Below are 19,134 nucleotides of genomic sequence, written 5' to 3' on the forward strand. Positions count from 1 at the left end.
TGTCAGTCTTCGACCGCATATGGGTCGGCGATGCCCATCAACGCAAGTGACTTCCGCTCCAAATTCTCCATTTCTTCGGCCTCGGCATCGCCAAGCTCGTGATCGTAGCCCGCCAGATGCAGCAATCCGTGCACCACAAGGTGGATTGCGTGCGTCTCGACCGACACGCCCTTTTCCGCCGCTTCTTGCACGCAAACGCCATGAGCAAGGATCATATCACCCAGCATTCCGGGCGCATTCTGATTGGCCGCTGCCACCAGCACTTCATCGCGCGACAGCATAGGGAAGGACAGGACATTGGTTGGCTTGTCCTTTGCCCGCCATTGCTTGTTCAACGCTTGGACTTCCTCATCATCAGCCATGACCAGACTGACAAGCAGGTTTTCACGGGCAATTTCCGGCACAATCTTGGCCGTTGCCTCAGCCGCCCTATTGGCCAAAGCTTCCCAATCAACATCATCCCCCCAAACCGGGTCGATATCGATCTCCAGTGTAGGAGCCGTCACGATGCAGCCCCCTCTTCTTCGGAGGAGGTAAGTTGGGGGTGGTGGTGCACAGACGCTACGCGGCTAAAGTCAGCACCACAGCCTGCCCAAACACTCCTCACGCATCCTTCCCTTCATAGGCTTCAACAATAAGCCCGACGATGGGATGGCGCACCACGTCGGCAATGTTGAAGCGCACCATGGCAATGCCCTCCACGCCTTCAAGCCTTTGCGTGGCATCGTTCAATCCGCTGGCCCCAACGCCGCCGGGCAAATCGGTCTGCTTGGGATCACCGCACACCACCATTCGGCTGTTCTGGCCAAAACGGGTGAGGAACATCTTCATCTGCGCAGGGGTGGTGTTCTGCGCCTCATCCAAAATCACGAAAGCATCGGCGAGCGTACGCCCGCGCATGAATGCGATAGGCGCAATTTCAATTTCGCCGCTGGCAATCCGGCGTTCCACCTGCTCTGGCGGCATGCAATCATACAGCGCATCATACAGCGGCCGAAGATACGGATCGACCTTCTCCTTCATGTCGCCCGGCAAGAAACCAATCTTTTCACCGGCTTCCACCGCAGGACGCGACAGGATTAAACGCTGGACCGAACCCGACATCAATTGCGCCACGGCTTGCGCCACCGCAACATATGTCTTGCCGGTGCCTGCCGGGCCAAGCGCAAAGATCACGTCATTGCTGATCAGCGCCTTCATATATTCGATCTGCGTCGGACTGCGCGGAATGATCGTTTTCTTGCGCGTGCGGATCATGATTGGCGGCGGGCCACCGGGCATGCCGCTGATGATGCCTTCCAGCGTTGGTTCAACCGACATCGCAATCAGCGATTCAACGGCGCCACCGTCAAGTTCCTGCCCGCTCAGCAATCGCTGGTGCATGCCTTTCAGCACGTCGCGCGCGCGGGCCACGGAATCATCGGGCCCTTCAATCAACACACGGTTTCCGCGCGCTGAAATGTAAACTCCCAAACGATTTTCAATCAGCACAAGATTGGTATCGAACTGTCCAAACAGTGCGCCAAGCACCGTCTGCTCGTCGAACTCAACTTCGACGCGTGCCCGTCGATGTTGATCTGGCCTGGAGTGATCCGGGCGATGATGCGCCTCATCGTGGGCGCGGGAGAATTTACGGGCCATGCTCTCCTTTCAGGTAAGGGGCCTGATACAGAGAATAAGAACGGATGTGACGCGCGCAAGGCAGCTAAAGGGCAAATCGCGCCCAAGTGCGTTTATTCCACAAAAGATTTAGAGCACGCGCCCGGAAAGCGAATTTGGGCCTGCTTCGACCAGTTCAACGTCCACCAGATCACCCACCGCATAATCGCCGGTAAAATGCACCGATTGCAGCCATGGCGATTTTCCGAGCCATTGCCCCGGCTGGCGGCCCTTGCGTTCAACAAGGACCGTGCACCGGCGCCCGACGCTTTTCTGATTGAACGCCAATGAATTGCGTTGCAGCGCTGCTTGAAGGCGTTGCAGCCGTTCATCCATTTCGGCGGCCGACACATGATCGGCCATCGTTGCAGCAGGCGTGCCGGGGCGCGGCGAGTACTTGAAGCTGAAGGCTTGCGCATAGCCAACCGCATCAACGATTTGCAAAGTTTCCTCGAATTCGGAGTTTGTTTCTCCGGGGAACCCCACAATAAAGTCACCCGACAGCGCAATATCGGGACGTACAACGCGAATCCGGTCCAGCAAGGCCAGGTAACTTTCAACCGTATGGCTGCGATTCATCGCTTTTAAGACGCGGTCACTGCCCGCCTGGACGGGCAAATGCAGAAACGGCATCAACTTATCAATTTCACCATGCGCCGCAATCAGGCCATCAGTCATGTCATTGGGATGGCTGGTAGTATAGCGGATACGCTGAAGATCAGGATCGGCGGCAAGCGCGCGGATCAGCCCGTCAAGACCAACCGCGCGGCCCTTGTCATCTTCGGAAGCCCACGCATTCACGTTCTGACCAAGCAAGGTAATCTCGCGCGCGCCGCCCGCTACCAGAAGCTTTGCTTCTTCGACCAGATCATTGAACGGGCGTGATATTTCGGCACCGCGCGTATAAGGCACAACGCAATAGGTGCAGAATTTGTCACAGCCTTCTTGCACCGTCAGGAACGCAGAGGGCCCCGATTTGCGGCGCTTGGGCAGGGCGGCAAACTTGGCCTCGGCAGGCATGTCGGTTTCCGTGGCACGGCCACCGGCCGCAGCGCGCGCGACCATTTCGGGCAAGTGGTGATAGGATTGAGGGCCCACCACAACCTTTACGCTAGGGGCGCGGGCCATGATTTCCTCGCCCTCGGCCTGCGCAACACATCCGGCCACGGCAATCAGCGGTGCCGAACCGTCATCGCGGCGCAGGCGGCCGATGTCGGAGTAAACTTTTTCCGTGGCCCGTTCGCGGATGTGGCATGTGTTCAGCACGACCAGGTCGGCATCTTCACCCTTGCCCACGGCGGTCATGCCCTGCGCACCCAGCAATTCGGCCATACGCTCGCCATCATAGACGTTCATTTGGCAGCCGAAGCTTTTGACGTGGAAGGTTTTGGGGGCGGTGGTTGCAGACATGGCCGCGCCGATACGGGATTTGGGCGCGCTTGGCTACCGCTTGCGCGCAATCGCCATCATGATGCGCTCGCGCGCAGCCACAGCCATAGTCTTGCGGTTGGCGGTCTCACTTGCGTCCAATGACGGCAGAAAATGCACGGTCACACATTGGCGGCGGCGGCGAGCGAGGATTTTGAGGAAGTTATCCAGTCCCGGCTCTTCGCCCACCCACGCCATCGCGGTAACGTCCGCGCCATAATCAAGCCACACAGGCTGGATTGCAATACCTTCGGGCGGTGGATCAAGGGCGGACAGCAGGGATGATTTGAACGGCAGCAAACCGGTGCCATCGCTGGTCGTGCCTTCGGGGAAAACCGTCAACGCACCGGTGTCGGTCAATGCCGCGCGGACGTGTTCAACCTGGGTATGGACAGAGCGGCGGTCATGGCGCGCAACGAATACTGTGTCATTCATCTGGCACAGCCATTTCAGCAGGCCGTGTTCTGCAAGACCTGAATGTGCAACAAATGCACTGCCGGTCACGCCCGCAATAACAGGAATATCAAGCCAACTGACATGATTGGCCAAAAGGAACGCGCCTTTTTTATAAGGCGCACCTTCCACATTTACTTGCGCACCTGCAATGCGCGCAATTCCGCCAAGAAAAAGGCGAGGCCACGGATTGTGCAGCCGCAAAATGCGCCACACGTAATAAAGCGGCACGCATATGATCAGCCACAGCAGCATTGCGGACAAGCGCAAGGCTATACGCACCCGGCCCATCAACGAGCGGCTGGTGCGGCAGGCGGCGTCAACCGTCGCGGTCAAGCTTCACGCCATAAAGCTCCATCCGGTGATCAACCAGACGATAGCCAAGTTTCTCGGCGATCTGGCGTTGGAGCTGTTCGAGTTCAGGGTCGACAAATTCGATGACTTTGCCGGTTTCCACATCAATCAGATGATCGTGGTGGGCCTCAGGCGTCGCTTCATAGCGCGCACGACCATCACCAAAGTCATGGCGGTCAAGAATGCCGGCTTCTTCAAACAGGCGCACCGTGCGGTAAACCGTGGCGATCGAGATGCGGGAGTCAATTGATGACGCGCGTTCGTGAAGCTTTTCAACATCGGGATGGTCATCACTGTCCGACAGCACGCGCGCAATTGTGCGGCGCTGGTCCGTAATGCGCAGTCCACGTTCTGCGCAAAGGGCTTCGATGTCGATGGCCTGGTGCACTGGGGTTCCGTCAAAATGAAAGCGCCAAAAAGAAAGCGGCCCACCGATCTATAGAGCGGTGGGCCGATTCTTCAACTGTGCGCAATACGATTGCGCAGTCGATATTGTGTGCTGTTTAGGCAGCAGCAGGCTTGCGTCCGCGCTTTGGCGCAGGCTTGCGGCCAAGGCCGATCTTCTTGGCCAGTTCGCGGCGCTTTTCAGCATAAGCAGGCGCAACCATCGGATAGTCGGCAGGCAGGTTCCAGCGTGTGCGGTACTGGTCTGGCGTCATGTTGTAACGCGTAGAAAGATGGCGCTTCAGCATCTTCAGCTTTTTGCCATCTTCAAGGCAAACGATGTGATCGTTCTTGATTGACGAGCGGATCGATACGGCTGGTTCTGGCATCGGCTCTTCAGCAACGACGGGTGTATCAAGACCGGCAAGCGCGGTGTAAACATTCGTAATCAGCACGGGCAGATCACTGACGGCCACACTGTTATTGCTGACGTGGGCAGCAACGATGTCTGACGTCAGGGTGATCAATGTTTCACGCATGTCGATTTGTACTTCACTCATTGCGAACCAACCTTTTTTGCTTGCTCTTCCCGAGCCTTCGTTTTTTTGAATATAATGAATGTGATATGGATCACACTTTGTAGATGAGTCCACTCAAAATACAACCATACCTGATTATTTTTTTGTGTGCTGGCTGCATTCCCGCAAGACACGACAAGTATTGCGTCAATCCCTAAGGGTCAATTCCTGACTGATTGCATCAATCCGATTGCCTGCTGATGTGCGGTAGTAGGCGGGGCGCACACCAATTTCCCTGAAACCGTGTGCTGCATAGAGATAACCTGCCGGGTTGTCCCGCCGCATCTCAAGGAAGATACGCGCCATACCATTGGCGCGTGATTGCTTGATAAATGTACTTAACAATTGGTGAGCAAGACCTTGCCGCCGATATTGTGGCGCAATCGCAAAGAGCAGAAGTTCTTCTTCGTCAAGAATGCTCCGCGCCATGAAAAAACCGGCAGTTTCAGTTCCGGGTTGCAAATCGTTAGTGCCATCTTGGCCAATCAGCCCGTAACGGCAATTCCCAACCAACAGCGCATCAACAACTTGTCTGCGGTTCCATGCCTCACCGTATTCAGGCGGGAAGGCACATTCCATCACGGACATAATTCTGTCGATGTCATCGACCGGCGCGTGCATGTCGGGCGTTGCCGTAACCGTCAGGCCGTCGCTGGCAACCGCGCGTCGGGTGCGCGGCCATAGCTCGGTCTGGGATCGTCATGAAGAGTGGCGGCTTCGAGCAGCGCAAAGCGGCGCGCATCGGGCCGCAAATCAAGCACTATGGCATCGGGACGGCTTAGCGCGACGCTGGCAGCCTGGCTGCCGGCAACGACAGGCGCAACGCAGCGCAAAACTGCATCCTCAGGCGTCACAGACGCCACCGCAGCAATGGCGCTTCCGTCGGGCGCGAACGGCTGGACAAACCATTCGCCGTGGCCGCCGGTCATGCATACATCGACTGCCATGCCGGGATGTTCCGCCTGCGCCATTGCGGCGACCAGTGCCAGGCTTTCATAGCCCTGCAACTTTGCACCCCATGCCATGGCCAGCGCGCGGGCTGCGGCAAGGCCAACGCGGATGCCGGTAAAGCTGCCGGGGCCAATATCCACCGCGATCACATCGGCGCTGCCCTTGTCGGGCAGGTTGGCTATCATCGGCACAAGCCGTTCGGCATGGCCGCGGCCCAATATGACGCATTCACCGGCAACAAATACGCCATCGTCGATCAGCGCAACCGAGCAACTTTCTGTCGCGCTGTCGATAACCAGAGTCCGCATTACGTCAGGCGGCTCGAACTTCGCTAACTTCGGGCACGTAATGCTTCAGCAGGCTTTCAATGCCGTTCTTCAGCGTGGCGCTGGATGACGGGCAACCCGAACAGGCCCCCTGCATCTGCAAGTAAACCACGCCCTCACGGAAACCGCGATAAATGATGTCACCGCCGTCATTCGCAACTGCCGGACGGACGCGCGTCTCAATCAGGTCTTTGATTTGATCGATGATTTCCGCATCGGCCGGATCATCATTGAAATCATCATCACCGTCAGCAGGAACCGCAATCCCTGCGGCAGTGCCGGGTGTAAATAGCGGCGCCTGCGCGACGAAGTGATCCAGCAAAAGCGACAGGACTTGTGGTTTCAGGCTGGCCCATTCAACGCCGGGAGCCGCCGTCACCGAAACAAAATCGCGCCCGAAGAACACGCCCGTCACATCGCCCAGATCAAACAGCGCTTGGGCCAATGGCGATGCTTCTGCCGCTTCGGGCGAAGTAAACTCGCGTGTGCCGGTGGCCATGACAAGTTCCCCGGGCAGGAACTTGAGCGTGGAGGGGTTTGGCGTGGTTTCGGTTTCGATAAACATGGATTGCATGTAAGCCTGCTGCAAGCAGGGTCAAGTGGACTAAATGCGTCGTATTAACAAAGACTGCCCCGCTTTTCCGGAAATTTTGGCCTTCCGCACTTGGCGCGTGCGCTTTTGATCGACTATGCTCTGCCCATGACGATCTCAGCCCAAGCGCTATGCCGCACCGCCGCTTTACTTTTGACCGCTGTGGCAACGCCCGTCCTGGCCGCAACGCCGCCGAAACCGCCAGTGCCATCGACACAGGCCATTCCATTGCCGCTCAACCCGATCGTGGGCGCGGGGCAGCGTTTGTGCAGCGCCAGAACCGCCACCGGCCTTGGCACAATGGCCCTGAAGCCCGCCGAAGGTCCAAAGCCTGCAAAGGCTGATTTTGCACTGGTCAATTACATCGGTTATCTTGCCACTACTGGCGCAGTATTCGATCAGGGTATGCAAGCGGCCTTTCCGGTTGGGGATGTCATTCCCGGCTTTTCCGAAGGCCTGCAATTGATGGCAAAGGGCAGCGCATGGCGTTTCTGCGTGCCAGCCGCGCTCGGCTATGGCGCGCAGGAATCCGGCCCTATCCCCGCCAATTCCGATCTGGTATTTCAGGTTGAACTCCTGGAATTCAAAACCGCCGCTGAAGTTGAAGCGATACGCGCTGCACAAGGCGCGCAGCCCAGCGCGCCGCCAAGCCCGTGATAAGGCAAGCCCGCGATAAGGCGAAAATTCGAAGGTCTATTCACTAGTCCTTCATATCAAGGCCACCTATAGTCGGGCGATGCGATCACCTGTTTTGCGCGCCCGGCGCCTTGGCCTTCTCCTTCCCCTCCTGCTGCTGTCTGCGGCTCCATTAGAGGCCCGTGCCCCTGCTGGCGCACAAGTTCCGTGGCTTTACAAAGGGTCTGACGTTCCGCAGGACAAGGCGTGGACTTTCGGCGTCCTGCCCAATGGCATCCGTTATGCCGTGCGCCACAATGGCGTACCGCCCGAACAGGTTTCCATCCGCGTGCTGGTGGATGCAGGCTCGATGTACGAAACCGATGCCCAGCGCGGCTATGCCCATTTGCTCGAACATCTCACCTTCAGGGAATCAAAGTACCTGAAAGAAGGCGAAACCATCCCGACATGGCAGCGTCTGGGCGCAACCTTCGGCAGTGATACCAACGCCGAAACCAGCCCGACGCAAACCGTTTACAAACTCGATATCCCGCAAGCCTCGCCAGAAAAGCTGGATGAAACCTTCAAGCTTTTGTCGGGCATGATCATCGCGCCGGTCTTTACCGATCCCGGCGTGAAGACCGAAGTGCCGATTGTGCTGGCCGAAATGCGTGAACGCACCAGCCCGCAGTCGCGCGTGCTCGATCAGACGCGCGACTTGTTCTTCAAAGGGCAACTGCTCGCAGCCCGCAATCCCATCGGCACCGTCCAAACACTTGAAGCGGCCAATGCGGCAGCGGTCAAAGCCTTCCACGACAAATGGTATCGCCCCGATAACACCGTCATCGTGGTTGCTGGCGATGCCGATCCTGCCACCTTGATCGCGCGGATTGAACAGTGGTTCGGCGGCTGGAAAGTGGCGGGCAAAAAGCCGCCACAGCCCGCTTTTGGCAAACCCGTGGCTCCTGCCGGGCTTGATCCCAAAAATCCGGTGGGTGAGGCCAAAGTGCTGGTCGAACCTGACCTGCCGCGCATCGTCAATTGGGCAATCCTGCGGCCTTGGGTCAAAGTCAACGATACCATCGTTTACAACCAGGGCCTTATGGTTGATCGTTTGGCACTGGCGTTGATCAACCGCCGCCTTGAAGGCCGCGCGCGCGGTGGCGGCAGCTATCTGGTCGCCTCGGTTGATGAAATGAAGCAGGAATTGTCCCGCTCGGCCGATGCTACCATCGTCACCGTCACCCCGCTGGGCGATGATTGGAAAAGCGCCGTCACCGATGTGCGGTCGGTCATCGCCGATGCTTTGGCAACGCCGCCCTCGCAAGAGGAGATTGACCGCGAAGTGGCCGAATTTGAAGTGGCCTTCAAGGTGGGCGTTGAAACGCAATCCACCCTTGCCGGATCGAAGGCGGCAGATGATATCGTTAACGCGGTTGATATCCGCGAAACGGTGGCCAACCCCGATACGGTCTACGAAATCTTCAAGCAATCGATCCCGCGCTTCAAACCCGAAGCCGTGCTGGCCAGCACCCGCAAACTGTTTCAGGGCACCGTCATCCGCCCGATGATGATCACGCCAAAAGCCGGTGAAGCGGATGAAGCCGCCTTGCGCGCCGCGCTCACGGCCAAAGTTGATGCGGCATCGGGCAGCCGCGTTGCGGCCAATGCGCTCAAGTTTTCCGATCTGCCCCCCGTCGGCACACCCGGCACCGTCGCATCGGCGCGGCCCATCGGCCTGCTGGGAATAGAACAGATCGAATTGTCCAACGGCGTCAAGGTTCTGCTCTGGCCCAATGATGCAGAACCGGGACGTATCATCGTCAAGGCGCGCTTCGGCGGTGGTTATGGCGCAATCACGCCGCAAAACGCGGTCTATGGCCGCATCGGCGCAGTGGCGTTGATGGACAGCGGCATCGGCACATTGGGTCGTGATGATCTGGACCGCCTTGCCACAGGCCGCAAGCTCAGCCTCGATTTCGATATCGACGACACCGCCTTCCGCATGTCTGCCGATACGCGCCCTGCCGATCTTGAAGACCAGCTTTACCTGATGGCAGCCAAACTGGCCACGCCGCGCTGGGATCCGAACCCTGTTTTGCGCGCCAAAGCGGCGGCCAAGCTGCAATATGAAAGCTACAATTCCTCGCCAATGGCCGTGCTGGGCCGCGACCTGACATGGCTGTTGCGCGATGGCGATCCGCGCTATGCCACGCCCAATCCGGCAGAGCTGGAAAAGGTAACCCCCGAAGGCTTCCGTGCCACATGGGAACCGCTGGTAGCGCAAGGCCCGATAGAGATCGACATGTTCGGCGATTTCAACCGCGAACGGGCTTTGGCTGCGCTGGAAAAAACCTTCGGTGCATTGCCCGCGCGTACCGCCGCGCCAGCGTCCGATCTTGCGCCCAATATCCCCGCGCACAATGCCGAACCGCTGGTCCTGACGCATCGCGGTGATCCATCACAGGCCGCAGCCGTGGTGGCATGGCCAACCGGTGGCGGGCAGGCCGGCGTGCGCGAAAGCCGCCAGCTTGAAATCCTCGCGCAGATTTTCAACAATCGCCTGTTTGATGCGATGCGCGAAAAGACCGGGGCAAGCTATGCCCCCCAAGTTGGGTCAAGCTGGCCGCTTGACCTGCCATCGGGCGGGTACATTTCGGCAACTGTCCAGTTGCGCCCGACGGATTTTGACGCTTTCTATGCAGCGGCAGACAAAATCGCCGCAGATCTTGCCGCCAATCCGCCCACAGCCGATGAAATTGGCCGCGTAACCGAACCGCTCAAGCAATTGATCACCCGCGCCAGCACCGGCAACGGTTTCTACATGTTCCAGTTGGAAGGCGCGGCCAATGACCCGCGCAAAATCGCCGCGATCCGCACAATCCTCAGCGATTATAGCCAAACCACGCCCGACCGGATGCAGGCGCTGGCTGCGCGCTATCTCACCCCGGACAAAAGCTGGCGTTTGAAAGTTCTGCCAGAAAAGCAGGCGCCTTAAGCTGTAATAACATCGGCTGGGCGACTGATCGGCCCAGTCGATTGCCGTGAACGCAAGGCTTCCTTTGCAATTCTTGCGCGCGCGGCTTATGGCCCCGCCTCTTGAAAGGATGGTCATTGTGGCACAGAACTGGACTGCGGATTCATGGCGCGGATTTGAAGGACGGCATTTGCCGACTTATCCGAACGCTGAAAAGCTGAACGAGGTCGAGCAGACCCTGACAAGCTTTCCGCCACTGGTGTTCGCGGGTGAAGCCCGCGCGCTGAAAGCTGATCTTGCGCAAGTTGCTGCTGGCAAGGGCTTCTTGCTGCAGGGCGGTGATTGCGCTGAAAGCTTTGCCGAATTCCATCCCAACAACATCCGCGATACTTTCCGCGTTCTGCTGCAAATGGCGGTTGTGCTGACATTTGCCAGCAAGCAGCCTGTTGTAAAGGTTGGCCGTATGGCGGGCCAGTTCGCCAAGCCGCGTTCATCACCGGTTGAAACCATCGGCGGCGTGGAACTGCCAAGCTACCTTGGCGACAACATCAACGGCATTGATTTCACGCCCGAATCGCGCATCCCCGATCCCGAACGCATGCTGCGCGCCTATAGCCAGGCCGCCGCAACGCTGAACCTGCTGCGCGCTTTTGCAACCGGCGGTTATGCCAATTTGCGGCAGGTCCACCAGTGGACGCTCGATCATATCGGCAAGAGCCCCTGGGCCACCAAGTTCAGCGAAATGGCCGACAAGATCGGCGAATCGCTCGATTTCATGGAAGCCTGCGGAATCGATCCGCGCACCGTGCCCCAACTTCAGGGCACCAGCTTCTATACCAGCCATGAAGCCTTGCTGCTCCAATACGAAGAAGCAATGACGCGGCAGGATTCGCTTACCGGTGAATGGTACGATACCAGCGCGCACATGCTGTGGATTGGTGATCGCACCCGCTTTGAAGGTTCGGCGCATGTCGAATACCTGCGCGGGGTGAACAACCCCATCGGCATGAAGTGCGGTCCCTCGCTGACGCCCGACGCGCTGCTCAAGATGCTCGATACGCTCAACCCCTCGCGTGAAGCGGGCCGGATGACGCTGATCAGCCGCTTTGGTCACGACAAGGTCGAAGCAGGCCTTGCCCCGCTTGTCCGCGCGGTAAAACGCGAAGGCCATCCCGTGGTCTGGTCATGCGATCCGATGCACGGCAACGTGATCAAGGCCGACAATGGCTACAAGACGCGCCCGTTCGACCGCATCCTGACCGAGGTAAAGGGCTTTTTCGCGGTCCATCGCGCTGAAGGCACTCACGCGGGCGGCATCCACATTGAAATGACCGGCCGCGACGTGACCGAATGCACCGGCGGTGCCGTCGCCATCACGCAAGAAGGCCTCGCCGACCGCTATCACACCCACTGCGATCCCCGCCTCAACGCGGCGCAGTCCATCGAACTCGCCTTCCTCCTCGCCGAAGCCCTCAACGCCGAACGCGGCGTGGCAAAAGCCGAAGCAGCCTGAACTTCTTCCCCCCTCCCGTTTGCGGGAGGGGGCGGGGGAGGGCTTGTTCTTCTTTTCCTACCGCTCATGCCTTGCGGCCAAAGCAATCCCCGCCAGATTCTGGTTCCGCTTGACCCAGCGAATTCTGGCAGGCCGACCTACGTCACAAAGCTCTGAAAAGCGCGCGTAATGCGCCAATTCAGCACTAAACCGACACCGAACGACACCATTCGCCCTCTCGATCACGGGCAAACTGTCGCCCACCATCTCGAAGTCGGCCAAACCCAGCTTCTGCGCCACTCCCAGCCCATGCAAAAGCGCCATCCACTCTGCATCACCATTCCCGCCATGGCCCAGATCATCGCGGATGAAGACTTGCCCCCGCACAACGGCGGCAACTTCAATCGGGCCGGGGTTGGGGCGGCAGCCTCCGTCAAAGAACACCTTGGTCCGCCGGTCCTTCGTCATAAGCTATTTGTCGAACACGATAACCGAGCGCGCGGAGTGGCCCTGTTTCATCTTTTCAAAGCCTTCGTTCACTTCTGAAAGCGGGATGCGTTCCGCAATGATACTATCAAGATCAAGCAATCCGCGCATGTAGAATTCCACCAGACGCGGCAGATCAACCGGGAAGTGATTGCCCCCCATCAGCGCCCCTTGCAGCTTCTTGCCGGATAACAGGTCCAACGCAGATAGCCCGACTTTGTGGTCCAGCGGCATCATCCCCAGGATCGTAGCCGTCCCCCCGCGTCGCAGCGCTGCTACTGCCAGATCACCCGATGCCGGCCGGCCCACCGCCTCGATTGCATGATGCACACCACCCTTGGTCATTTCAACAATTTGCCCGGCAGCTTCGGGGCTTGCATCAATCGCATCAGTTGCGCCAAGTTTCATGGCCAGCGCGCGCTTTTCGGGCATCGGATCAACCGCGATGATCCGCCCCGCGCCCGCGATTTTCGCAGCGTTTACAGTGGCAAGGCCGACACCACCGCAACCCACCACAGCCACCGTTTCGCCAGGAGTTACCTTGCAAGCGTTGAATATCGCGCCGGCACCGGTCGTCACCGCACAACCGATAATCGCGGCGCGGTCCAGCGGCATATCCGGATTGATGGCCACACAGGCGTGTTCATGTACCAGCATCTGCTCGGCAAAAGCAGACAAGTTCAGCATCTGGTTGACCGCGCTGCCGTCGTTGGTGCGGGTCAGGCGCGGTGCATCGCCATCCCGGCGGCGGGTATCACCCCCAAGGCACAGCGCCATCCGGCCCGTCACGCAAAACTCGCAGTGTCCGCAGAACGCTGAAAGGCACGTCACCACCGCATCGCCCACTTTGATGGTGCGCACTTCCGATCCGATCGCCTCGACAATACCCGCAGCCTCATGCCCCGGTACGGCGGGCAAAGGGTGCGGGTATGCTCCATCAATGAAGTGCAGGTCTGAATGGCACAGCCCGCATGCAGCCGTGCGGATCAACACTTCATGCGGGCCGGGAAGGGCCACTGTCAGGTCATGGATTTCCAGCGGTTGGCCGGGTTGGACAAGAACAGCAGCTTTCATCGGTCGGTTCCTTCAAACGGGTCAGCGGGCAACACCAAGGTCGCCTGAACTAAGACCCCGGTCGGCTTGCGATACGTCGGAATGACGCGCAAATTCGATCCGTGCGATAGACCGCGCATGAACTTCGTCAGGGCCGTCAGCAAGCCGCAGCGTCCGCATATGGGCATAAGCCAGTGCAAGGCCGAAGTCCTCGGAAACGCCGCCGCCGCCATGTGCCTGAATGGCATCATCCAGAATGCGCAGCGCCATGTTCGGGGCCTGCACCTTGATCATGGCGATTTCCAGCGCTGCCGCCTTGTTGCCAACTTTGTCCATCATGTCAGCGGCTTTGAGGCACAGCAGGCGCGTCATGTCGATATCGATGCGGGCGCGTGCAATGCGCTCTTCCCAAACCGATTGCTCTGACACGCGCTTGCCAAACGCCACGCGGCTTTGCAGGCGGCGCGCCATCTTGGCCAGCGCCTCTTCGGCTACGCCAATCGTGCGCATGCAGTGGTGAATGCGGCCCGGTCCGAGGCGCCCTTGCGCAATCTCGAACCCGCGTCCTTCGCCCAGCAACATGTTCGTCACCGGCACCCGCACATCAACGAGGTCAATTTCCATGTGGCCGTGGGGCGCATCATCATACCCGAATACGGGCAAATGGCGCAGAATGTTCACACCCGGCGCGTCCAGCGGCACCAGCACCATCGATTGCTGCTGATGGCGCTTTGCTTCAAAATCGGTCTTGCCCATCACGATGGCCACTTTGCAACGCGGATCGCCCGCGCCCGAAGACCACCATTTGCGCCCGTTGATCACATATTCATCGCCCTCGCGCCGGATCGAGGTTTCGATGTTGGTCGCATCAGACGAGGCCACTTGCGGCTCGGTCATCAGGAAGGCTGACCGGATTTCGCCGTTCATCAGCGGGCGCAGCCACTGCTCTTTCTGCTCCGCGGTGCCATAGCGGTGGAATACTTCCATGTTGCCGGTATCGGGCGCAGAGCAATTGAAAACCTCGCTTGCCCACGTGATGCGGCCCATTTCCTCGGCGCATAACGCATATTCAAGGTTGGTGAGGCCGGGGCCTTCAAATTCGAACGTTTCATCCACATGATGATGGCCGCCATTGCGCGGCGGCATGAACAGGTTCCAGATGCCCTTCGCCTTGGCGCGGGCTTTCTCTTCTTCGATGGTCTGGATCACCTTCCAGCGATCGCCCGTGGCTTGTTCGGTCTTGTAGTCCTTTTCGCGCGGGCGAATGTTGTCTTCGATGAACTGGCGGACACGATCACGCCAATATTTCTGGCGGTCGGTCGGTTCGAAATCCATGTCTGTCTCCTTAGACGTGGCCCACGGTGATCAGGCGGGCAATCGTGCAATGCGGGGCGAAATTAGGCGAACAGTCAGGCGGCGTCGTTGATGCAAATCATTACGCTTTGCCAGCGTTGGCCATCTTTTGCAGCGTGTCGAACAGGCCGGGTGTTTCGGGGTCCCAACTGTGGCGCGGGCCAATGGTGATGCCGCCATCAACCAGCAACGACGTTCCGGTGATGAAGCTTGCGGCCTCACTGGCAAGGAACAACACGGCCTGTGCAATGTCGTCGGCTTGTCCGCCGCGCGCAACCGGCTGGGCCTGTGTGGACATCGCCGCGATTGCACCTTTGGCCTGAAGCTCAAGCTCTTCGGGCATGCCCAGTGCGCTGGTGAAGATGTTGGTGTTGATAAAGCCGGGCTGCACTGCATTCACGCGGATCTGATGCCTGGCAAGATCAGCAGCGGCGGTCTTGGTAAGGTGCAATACACCTGCCTTGGCCACGGCATAAGCGGTGGGGGAATAACCCGGCCCGATGGCGGCAACGCTGGATGTGTTGACGAACGATGCGCCCTTGCGTCCGATCATGTGCGGCACGGCATAGCGAATGCCGAACGCAACCGAGCGCAGCAGCAAATCCATCGTACGGTCCCAGCCTTCCGGCTCGATCTCGTCAATGGTTGCACGATCACCGCCAGCACCGGCATTGTTGAACACGCAATCGATGCCGCCCGTTTCGCCCGCCGCGAGGTCCATCAACGCCTTGATGTCTTCTGTTTTCGTCACATCGCAGCGCGCCGTAACGATGGTGCCGTTTGACGCTGCAGCCATCGCGCAAAGGCCGTCTTCATCGATGTCTGCGGCAAACACGGTTGCGCCTTCGCCCGAAAAGGCAAGCGCGGTGGCACGGCCAATGCCGGACGCTGCGCCGGTTACGACGATTGTTTTACGCTCAAATCGCAAAGGGTCTCTCCCAGACCGGATTATGGCCTCAGCTTAGGCCCGATCCGGCCGCCGTCAACGCTTGTCAGGTTTACGCTACGGCATGCTGGCTTGCCCGAAATGTCAGGAATCCTTCAAGATTCAGCACTTGCCAGAACCTTGCGACTCGCCTTAACCTTGCGATTAAAGAGAGGAGCGCAAATATGTCTGACCTTGATGGTTTCCGTCAGGAAATCCGCGATTGGCTGGAGGCCAATTGCCCCGCCGAGATGCGCGAACCTGCGCGTGATGAAGCCGACATCTGTTGGGGTGGCCGCAACTTCAAATTCAAGAACCCCGCCCAGAAGGCATGGCTCGAAGCCTGCGTTGCCAAAGGCTACACCGTGCCCGATTGGCCCGAGGCCTATGGCGGTGCAGGCATGTCTCCGGCGCAGGCGAAGATCTGGCGCGAGGAATGCGCCCGCATCGGTGCGCGGCCCCCGTTGTCCAGCTTCGGCATCTGGATGCTCGGCCCTGCCTTGCTGAAGTTCGGCACCGAGGAACAGAAGGTCCATTATCTCGGCGAAATCGCTCGCGGTGAAATCCGGTGGTGCCAGGGCTATTCCGAACCCGGTTCCGGCTCCGATCTGGTCAGTCTGCAAACTTTTGGTGAGGAAGTCATCGATCCGGTGGGAGGTGACCATTGGGTCGTCAATGGCCAGAAAATCTGGACGTCCTACGCTGACAAGGCCGACTGGATTTTCTGCCTCGTCCGCACTGACAAGGCCAATACCTATCAGGGCATCAGTTTCCTGCTGTTCGATATGACTACACCGGGCGTCACGACCAAGCCGATCAAACTTATCAGCGGCAATTCGCCTTTCTGTGAAACGTTCTTCGATGATGTGAAGGTGCCCAAGCACCAGATCGTGGGGCAACTCAATCGCGGGTGGGATGTGGCCAAGTACCTGCTCGGCCATGAGCGCGAGATGATTTCGGGCGCGGGCGGCGGTGACCGCATGAATGCCATCGGCGCGGTCGTCGCGCGCAATGGTCTGGATGATCCGATCCTGCGGGCAGAACTGGCAATGTTCGATGTCGATGCGCTGGCCTATGCCGCGATGGGCGAGAAGTTCCTTGATGAAGCCAAAGTCGGCAAGGCGCATCCCGCACAGCCCAACATGATGAAATATGTCGGCACAGAACTGAACAAGCGCCGTCACGAACTGCTGATGGCCGCAGGCGGCGCAACCGCGCTGGAATGGGACAGCGAGCGTACCAATGGCGGCACGCCTGCGCGGAGCTGGCTGCGCACCAAGGCAAACTCGATCGAAGGCGGCACCAGCGAAGTCATGCTCAACGTCGTTGCCAAACGCATCCTTGAATTGCCGGGGGCCTGATCCATGCCACTAGATCACACCGAAGATCAGGCGATGCTGGCCGATACCGTCACAGGCTTCATGGCCGATGCAGGCGGCATCAAGCAGCAGCTGCGCCATTTCCGCGATATGGATTGCAAGGACGGCTTCGGCCACGCCTTGTGGAAGCAGTTTGCCGAAATGGGCCTGACCGGCATGCTGGCGGAAGAGGCCGATGGCGGGCTGGCCATGGGCCATGTCGAGGCGGGCATCGTGCTCAAGGAAATCGGGCGGAACCTAACGCCGTCACCTTTCCTTACCACCTCGGTCATGGGCGTCACCGCCTTGTCCGGCGGATCGGATGACTTGCGCGGGCGCTGGCTTCCCGGTGTGATTGCGGGCGATAGCGTGCTGGCCATCGCCATTGATGAAAGCCCCAAGCACCGCCCCGAACGCATCGCCTGCCGCGCGGAAAAGGCGGGTAACGGCTTCCGGCTGTCCGGCTCAAAAGCGTTCGTGGTGCAGGGCGCATCGGCAGACGCGATCATCGTCGCCGCGCGCACTTCGGGCAGCGACAGTGACGACGATGGCATCACGCTGTTTGCCGTGCCCAAGGACGCTTCGGGGATTTCCCACGAAAACCTGCGGCTGGTCGATAGCGCGATGGCCAGCAATATCACCTTCGACAATGTTGAACTGGATGGCGATTGCGTGATCGGCGATGTCGATGGCGGGCGGGCTTTGCTGAACAAAGTGCTGAATGCAGGGCGTATCGGCGCGGCGGCAGAGCTGACCGGCGTGGGGCAGGGGGCGTTTGACATCACGACCGCTTACCTCAAAACCCGCAAGCAATTCGGGAAGCTGATTGGTGAATTTCAGGCGCTCCAGCACCGCGCCGCGCATCTTTATTCCGAACTCGAAATCGCCACAGCGGCTGTGATCAAGGCCCAGCAATTGCTGGACGGCGGATCGGAAAAGGCCGAACTGATGGTCTCGGTCGCCAAGGCCAAGGCTGCGCGCACATGCAATCTGGCGGTGCGCGAAGGCGTGCAGATGCACGGCGGGGTCGGCATGACTGATGAATACGATATCGGCCTGTATATGAAGCGTGACCGCTCGCTCGGCGAATTTATGGGCGATCAATATTACCATGCAGAGCGCGTCGCCCGACTGAACGGCTATTGAGGATCAGACATGGATTTCAGCAAACTGTTCAGCCTTGAAGGCCGCATTGCCGTTGTTACAGGCGGTTCGCGCGGGATCGGCGCGATGATTGCCGAAGGGTTCATCGCGGCGGGCTGTGCGCGGGTCTATATCACCGCGCGCAAGGCTGCCGTGGTCGAGGAAACCGCTGCGCGATTGGGCGAGCGCTGCATCGCGCTGCCGGGCGATATTGCCACTGTCCAAGGCATTGAACGCCTTGCCGCCGATCTTGCTGCGCGTGAAGGCAGGATTGATATCCTCGTCAACAATGCCGGGGTTGCATGGGGCGCAGAGTTTGAGGACTTTCCCGAAGCCGGTTGGGACAAGGTCATGGACCTTAATGTCAAAACGCCGTTCTTTTTGACACAGAAGCTGCATGGCCTGCTGATGGCAGCGGCAAGCAACGGCCAGCCTGCCAAAGTCATCAATATCGCCTCTGTAGATGGTTTGCGCCCCAATCCGTGGGAAACATATAGCTATCAAGCGTCCAAGGCTGCGCTTATTCACCTGACCAAACGGATGGCGGCAAGGTTGATCCGCGACAACATCGTGGTCAGTTGCATCTGCCCCGGAGCATTCCCGTCAGAAATGAACAAGGCAGCGGCGAAAAACCCCGAGGGATCGTCAAAAGGCATCCCCTCGGGCCGGGTTGGTACAATCGAGGATATGGCTGGCGGCGCAATTTACCTCGCCAGCAGGGCAGGCGATTACGTGGTGGGAACGCCATTGCCAATCGATGGCGGCATTGTGAACGGCTGGATACCCGATGGTGCGGTCGATCCATCGGGGCATTGATCGCGCACCGCGCGATGCCCATTGTCCCGAATCTCTGGACAAACCAGCCGCGCCTCGCCATATGCCGCGTCGGGAGTCGGTCGGACGCTTGCGTCCGCCAACCTGGTCAGGTCCGGAAGGAAGCAGCCACAACGGTTTGCGGCGGGTCGGCCGGCTCCTTTTTCCTTTTCCACCCATTACGCCGCCCCCCC

Annotated in this window: 19 protein-coding genes and 1 other RNA gene; 7 read left to right on the forward strand and 13 right to left on the reverse strand. The window is 59.2% G+C overall.

Annotated elements, in window-relative coordinates:
• Positions 1-2 precede the first annotated feature (2 nt).
• From ybeY to B7Y89_RS02975, 9 genes are all read right to left on the reverse strand, one after another.
• Positions 3-506: an rRNA maturation RNase YbeY gene (ybeY, locus tag B7Y89_RS02935; protein WP_292935601.1), complete on the reverse strand. Its 504-nt coding sequence runs from the start codon at positions 504-506 to the stop codon at positions 3-5.
• 97 nt (positions 507-603) lie between these two features.
• Positions 604-1,641 carry a PhoH family protein gene (locus tag B7Y89_RS02940; RefSeq protein ID WP_292935603.1) on the reverse strand — a complete coding sequence of 346 codons (1,038 nt, stop codon included), beginning with the start codon at positions 1,639-1,641 and terminating at the stop codon, positions 604-606.
• 108 nt (positions 1,642-1,749) lie between these two features.
• Positions 1,750-3,069, reverse strand: coding sequence for a tRNA (N6-isopentenyl adenosine(37)-C2)-methylthiotransferase MiaB (gene miaB, locus B7Y89_RS02945; RefSeq protein ID WP_292935604.1), 1,320 nt, complete (start codon positions 3,067-3,069; stop codon positions 1,750-1,752).
• 33 nt (positions 3,070-3,102) lie between these two features.
• A complete protein-coding gene (locus tag B7Y89_RS02950; RefSeq protein ID WP_366415543.1) occupies positions 3,103-3,876 on the reverse strand; it encodes a lysophospholipid acyltransferase family protein in 774 nt (257 codons plus the stop codon).
• Entirely contained in the window at positions 3,860-4,282 is a 423-nt protein-coding gene (locus B7Y89_RS02955; RefSeq protein ID WP_054107900.1) for a Fur family transcriptional regulator, read from the reverse strand. Before B7Y89_RS02955 ends, B7Y89_RS02950 begins: the two co-directional genes overlap by 17 nt.
• Before the next feature lie 115 nt (positions 4,283-4,397).
• Positions 4,398-4,838, reverse strand: a complete 441-nt coding sequence (locus tag B7Y89_RS02960) for a MucR family transcriptional regulator (protein ID WP_292935608.1) — start codon at positions 4,836-4,838, stop codon at positions 4,398-4,400.
• A gap of 165 nt (positions 4,839-5,003) precedes the next feature.
• Entirely contained in the window at positions 5,004-5,477 is a 474-nt protein-coding gene (locus B7Y89_RS02965; RefSeq protein WP_292935610.1) for a GNAT family N-acetyltransferase, read from the reverse strand.
• Positions 5,478-5,497: 20 nt separating this feature from the next.
• Entirely contained in the window at positions 5,498-6,115 is a 618-nt protein-coding gene (gene tsaB, locus B7Y89_RS02970) for a tRNA (adenosine(37)-N6)-threonylcarbamoyltransferase complex dimerization subunit type 1 TsaB (RefSeq protein WP_292935611.1), read from the reverse strand.
• Between the two features lie 4 nt (positions 6,116-6,119).
• Entirely contained in the window at positions 6,120-6,698 is a 579-nt protein-coding gene (locus B7Y89_RS02975) for a NifU family protein (protein WP_292935951.1), read from the reverse strand.
• Positions 6,699-6,833: 135 nt separating this feature from the next.
• Here B7Y89_RS02975 and B7Y89_RS02980 point away from each other — a divergent pair, with 135 nt between their 5' ends.
• The 3 genes from B7Y89_RS02980 (at position 6,834) to B7Y89_RS02990 (ending at position 11,830) form a co-directional block, all read left to right on the forward strand.
• Positions 6,834-7,382 (forward strand): FKBP-type peptidyl-prolyl cis-trans isomerase, encoded by a 549-nt coding sequence (locus B7Y89_RS02980; RefSeq protein WP_292935612.1) that lies wholly within the window; start codon positions 6,834-6,836, stop codon positions 7,380-7,382.
• Between the two features lie 79 nt (positions 7,383-7,461).
• Positions 7,462-10,338 (forward strand): M16 family metallopeptidase, encoded by a 2,877-nt coding sequence (locus tag B7Y89_RS02985; RefSeq protein WP_292935614.1) that lies wholly within the window; start codon positions 7,462-7,464, stop codon positions 10,336-10,338.
• A gap of 118 nt (positions 10,339-10,456) precedes the next feature.
• Entirely contained in the window at positions 10,457-11,830 is a 1,374-nt protein-coding gene (locus B7Y89_RS02990) for a class II 3-deoxy-7-phosphoheptulonate synthase (protein WP_292935616.1), read from the forward strand.
• Positions 11,831-11,887: 57 nt separating this feature from the next.
• On the opposite strand, the gene B7Y89_RS02995 is transcribed toward B7Y89_RS02990, so the two are convergent.
• From B7Y89_RS02995 to B7Y89_RS03010, 4 genes are all read right to left on the reverse strand, one after another.
• Positions 11,888-12,277 (reverse strand): reverse transcriptase-like protein, encoded by a 390-nt coding sequence (locus B7Y89_RS02995; protein WP_292935618.1) that lies wholly within the window; start codon positions 12,275-12,277, stop codon positions 11,888-11,890.
• A gap of 3 nt (positions 12,278-12,280) precedes the next feature.
• On the reverse strand, positions 12,281-13,369 hold the full coding sequence (locus B7Y89_RS03000) for a Zn-dependent alcohol dehydrogenase (RefSeq protein WP_292935620.1): 1,089 nt from the start codon (positions 13,367-13,369) through the stop codon (positions 12,281-12,283).
• Positions 13,370-13,390: 21 nt separating this feature from the next.
• Positions 13,391-14,683 carry an acyl-CoA dehydrogenase family protein gene (locus tag B7Y89_RS03005; RefSeq protein ID WP_292935622.1) on the reverse strand — a complete coding sequence of 431 codons (1,293 nt, stop codon included), beginning with the start codon at positions 14,681-14,683 and terminating at the stop codon, positions 13,391-13,393.
• 100 nt (positions 14,684-14,783) lie between these two features.
• Positions 14,784-15,629, reverse strand: coding sequence for an SDR family oxidoreductase (locus B7Y89_RS03010; protein ID WP_292935624.1), 846 nt, complete (start codon positions 15,627-15,629; stop codon positions 14,784-14,786).
• A gap of 182 nt (positions 15,630-15,811) precedes the next feature.
• On the opposite strand from B7Y89_RS03010, the gene B7Y89_RS03015 reads away from it, so the two are divergent.
• From B7Y89_RS03015 to ffs, 4 genes are all read left to right on the forward strand, one after another.
• Positions 15,812-16,987 carry an acyl-CoA dehydrogenase family protein gene (locus B7Y89_RS03015; RefSeq protein ID WP_292935625.1) on the forward strand — a complete coding sequence of 392 codons (1,176 nt, stop codon included), beginning with the start codon at positions 15,812-15,814 and terminating at the stop codon, positions 16,985-16,987.
• A 3-nt stretch (positions 16,988-16,990) separates the two neighbouring features.
• The gene (locus tag B7Y89_RS03020) at positions 16,991-18,130 is read left to right on the forward strand and encodes an acyl-CoA dehydrogenase family protein (protein ID WP_292935626.1); all 1,140 of its coding nucleotides are present in this window, start codon (positions 16,991-16,993) and stop codon (positions 18,128-18,130) included.
• A gap of 9 nt (positions 18,131-18,139) precedes the next feature.
• Positions 18,140-18,943, forward strand: a complete 804-nt coding sequence (locus tag B7Y89_RS03025) for an SDR family NAD(P)-dependent oxidoreductase (RefSeq protein WP_292935628.1) — start codon at positions 18,140-18,142, stop codon at positions 18,941-18,943.
• 69 nt (positions 18,944-19,012) lie between these two features.
• Positions 19,013-19,107: signal recognition particle sRNA small type (gene ffs, locus B7Y89_RS03030), an RNA gene on the forward strand.
• Positions 19,108-19,134: the final 27 nt, after the last annotated feature.

It is taken from the genome of Novosphingobium sp. 32-60-15 (assembly GCF_002280675.1).
In the GTDB taxonomy this organism is placed as follows: Bacteria; Pseudomonadota; Alphaproteobacteria; order Sphingomonadales; family Sphingomonadaceae; genus Novosphingobium.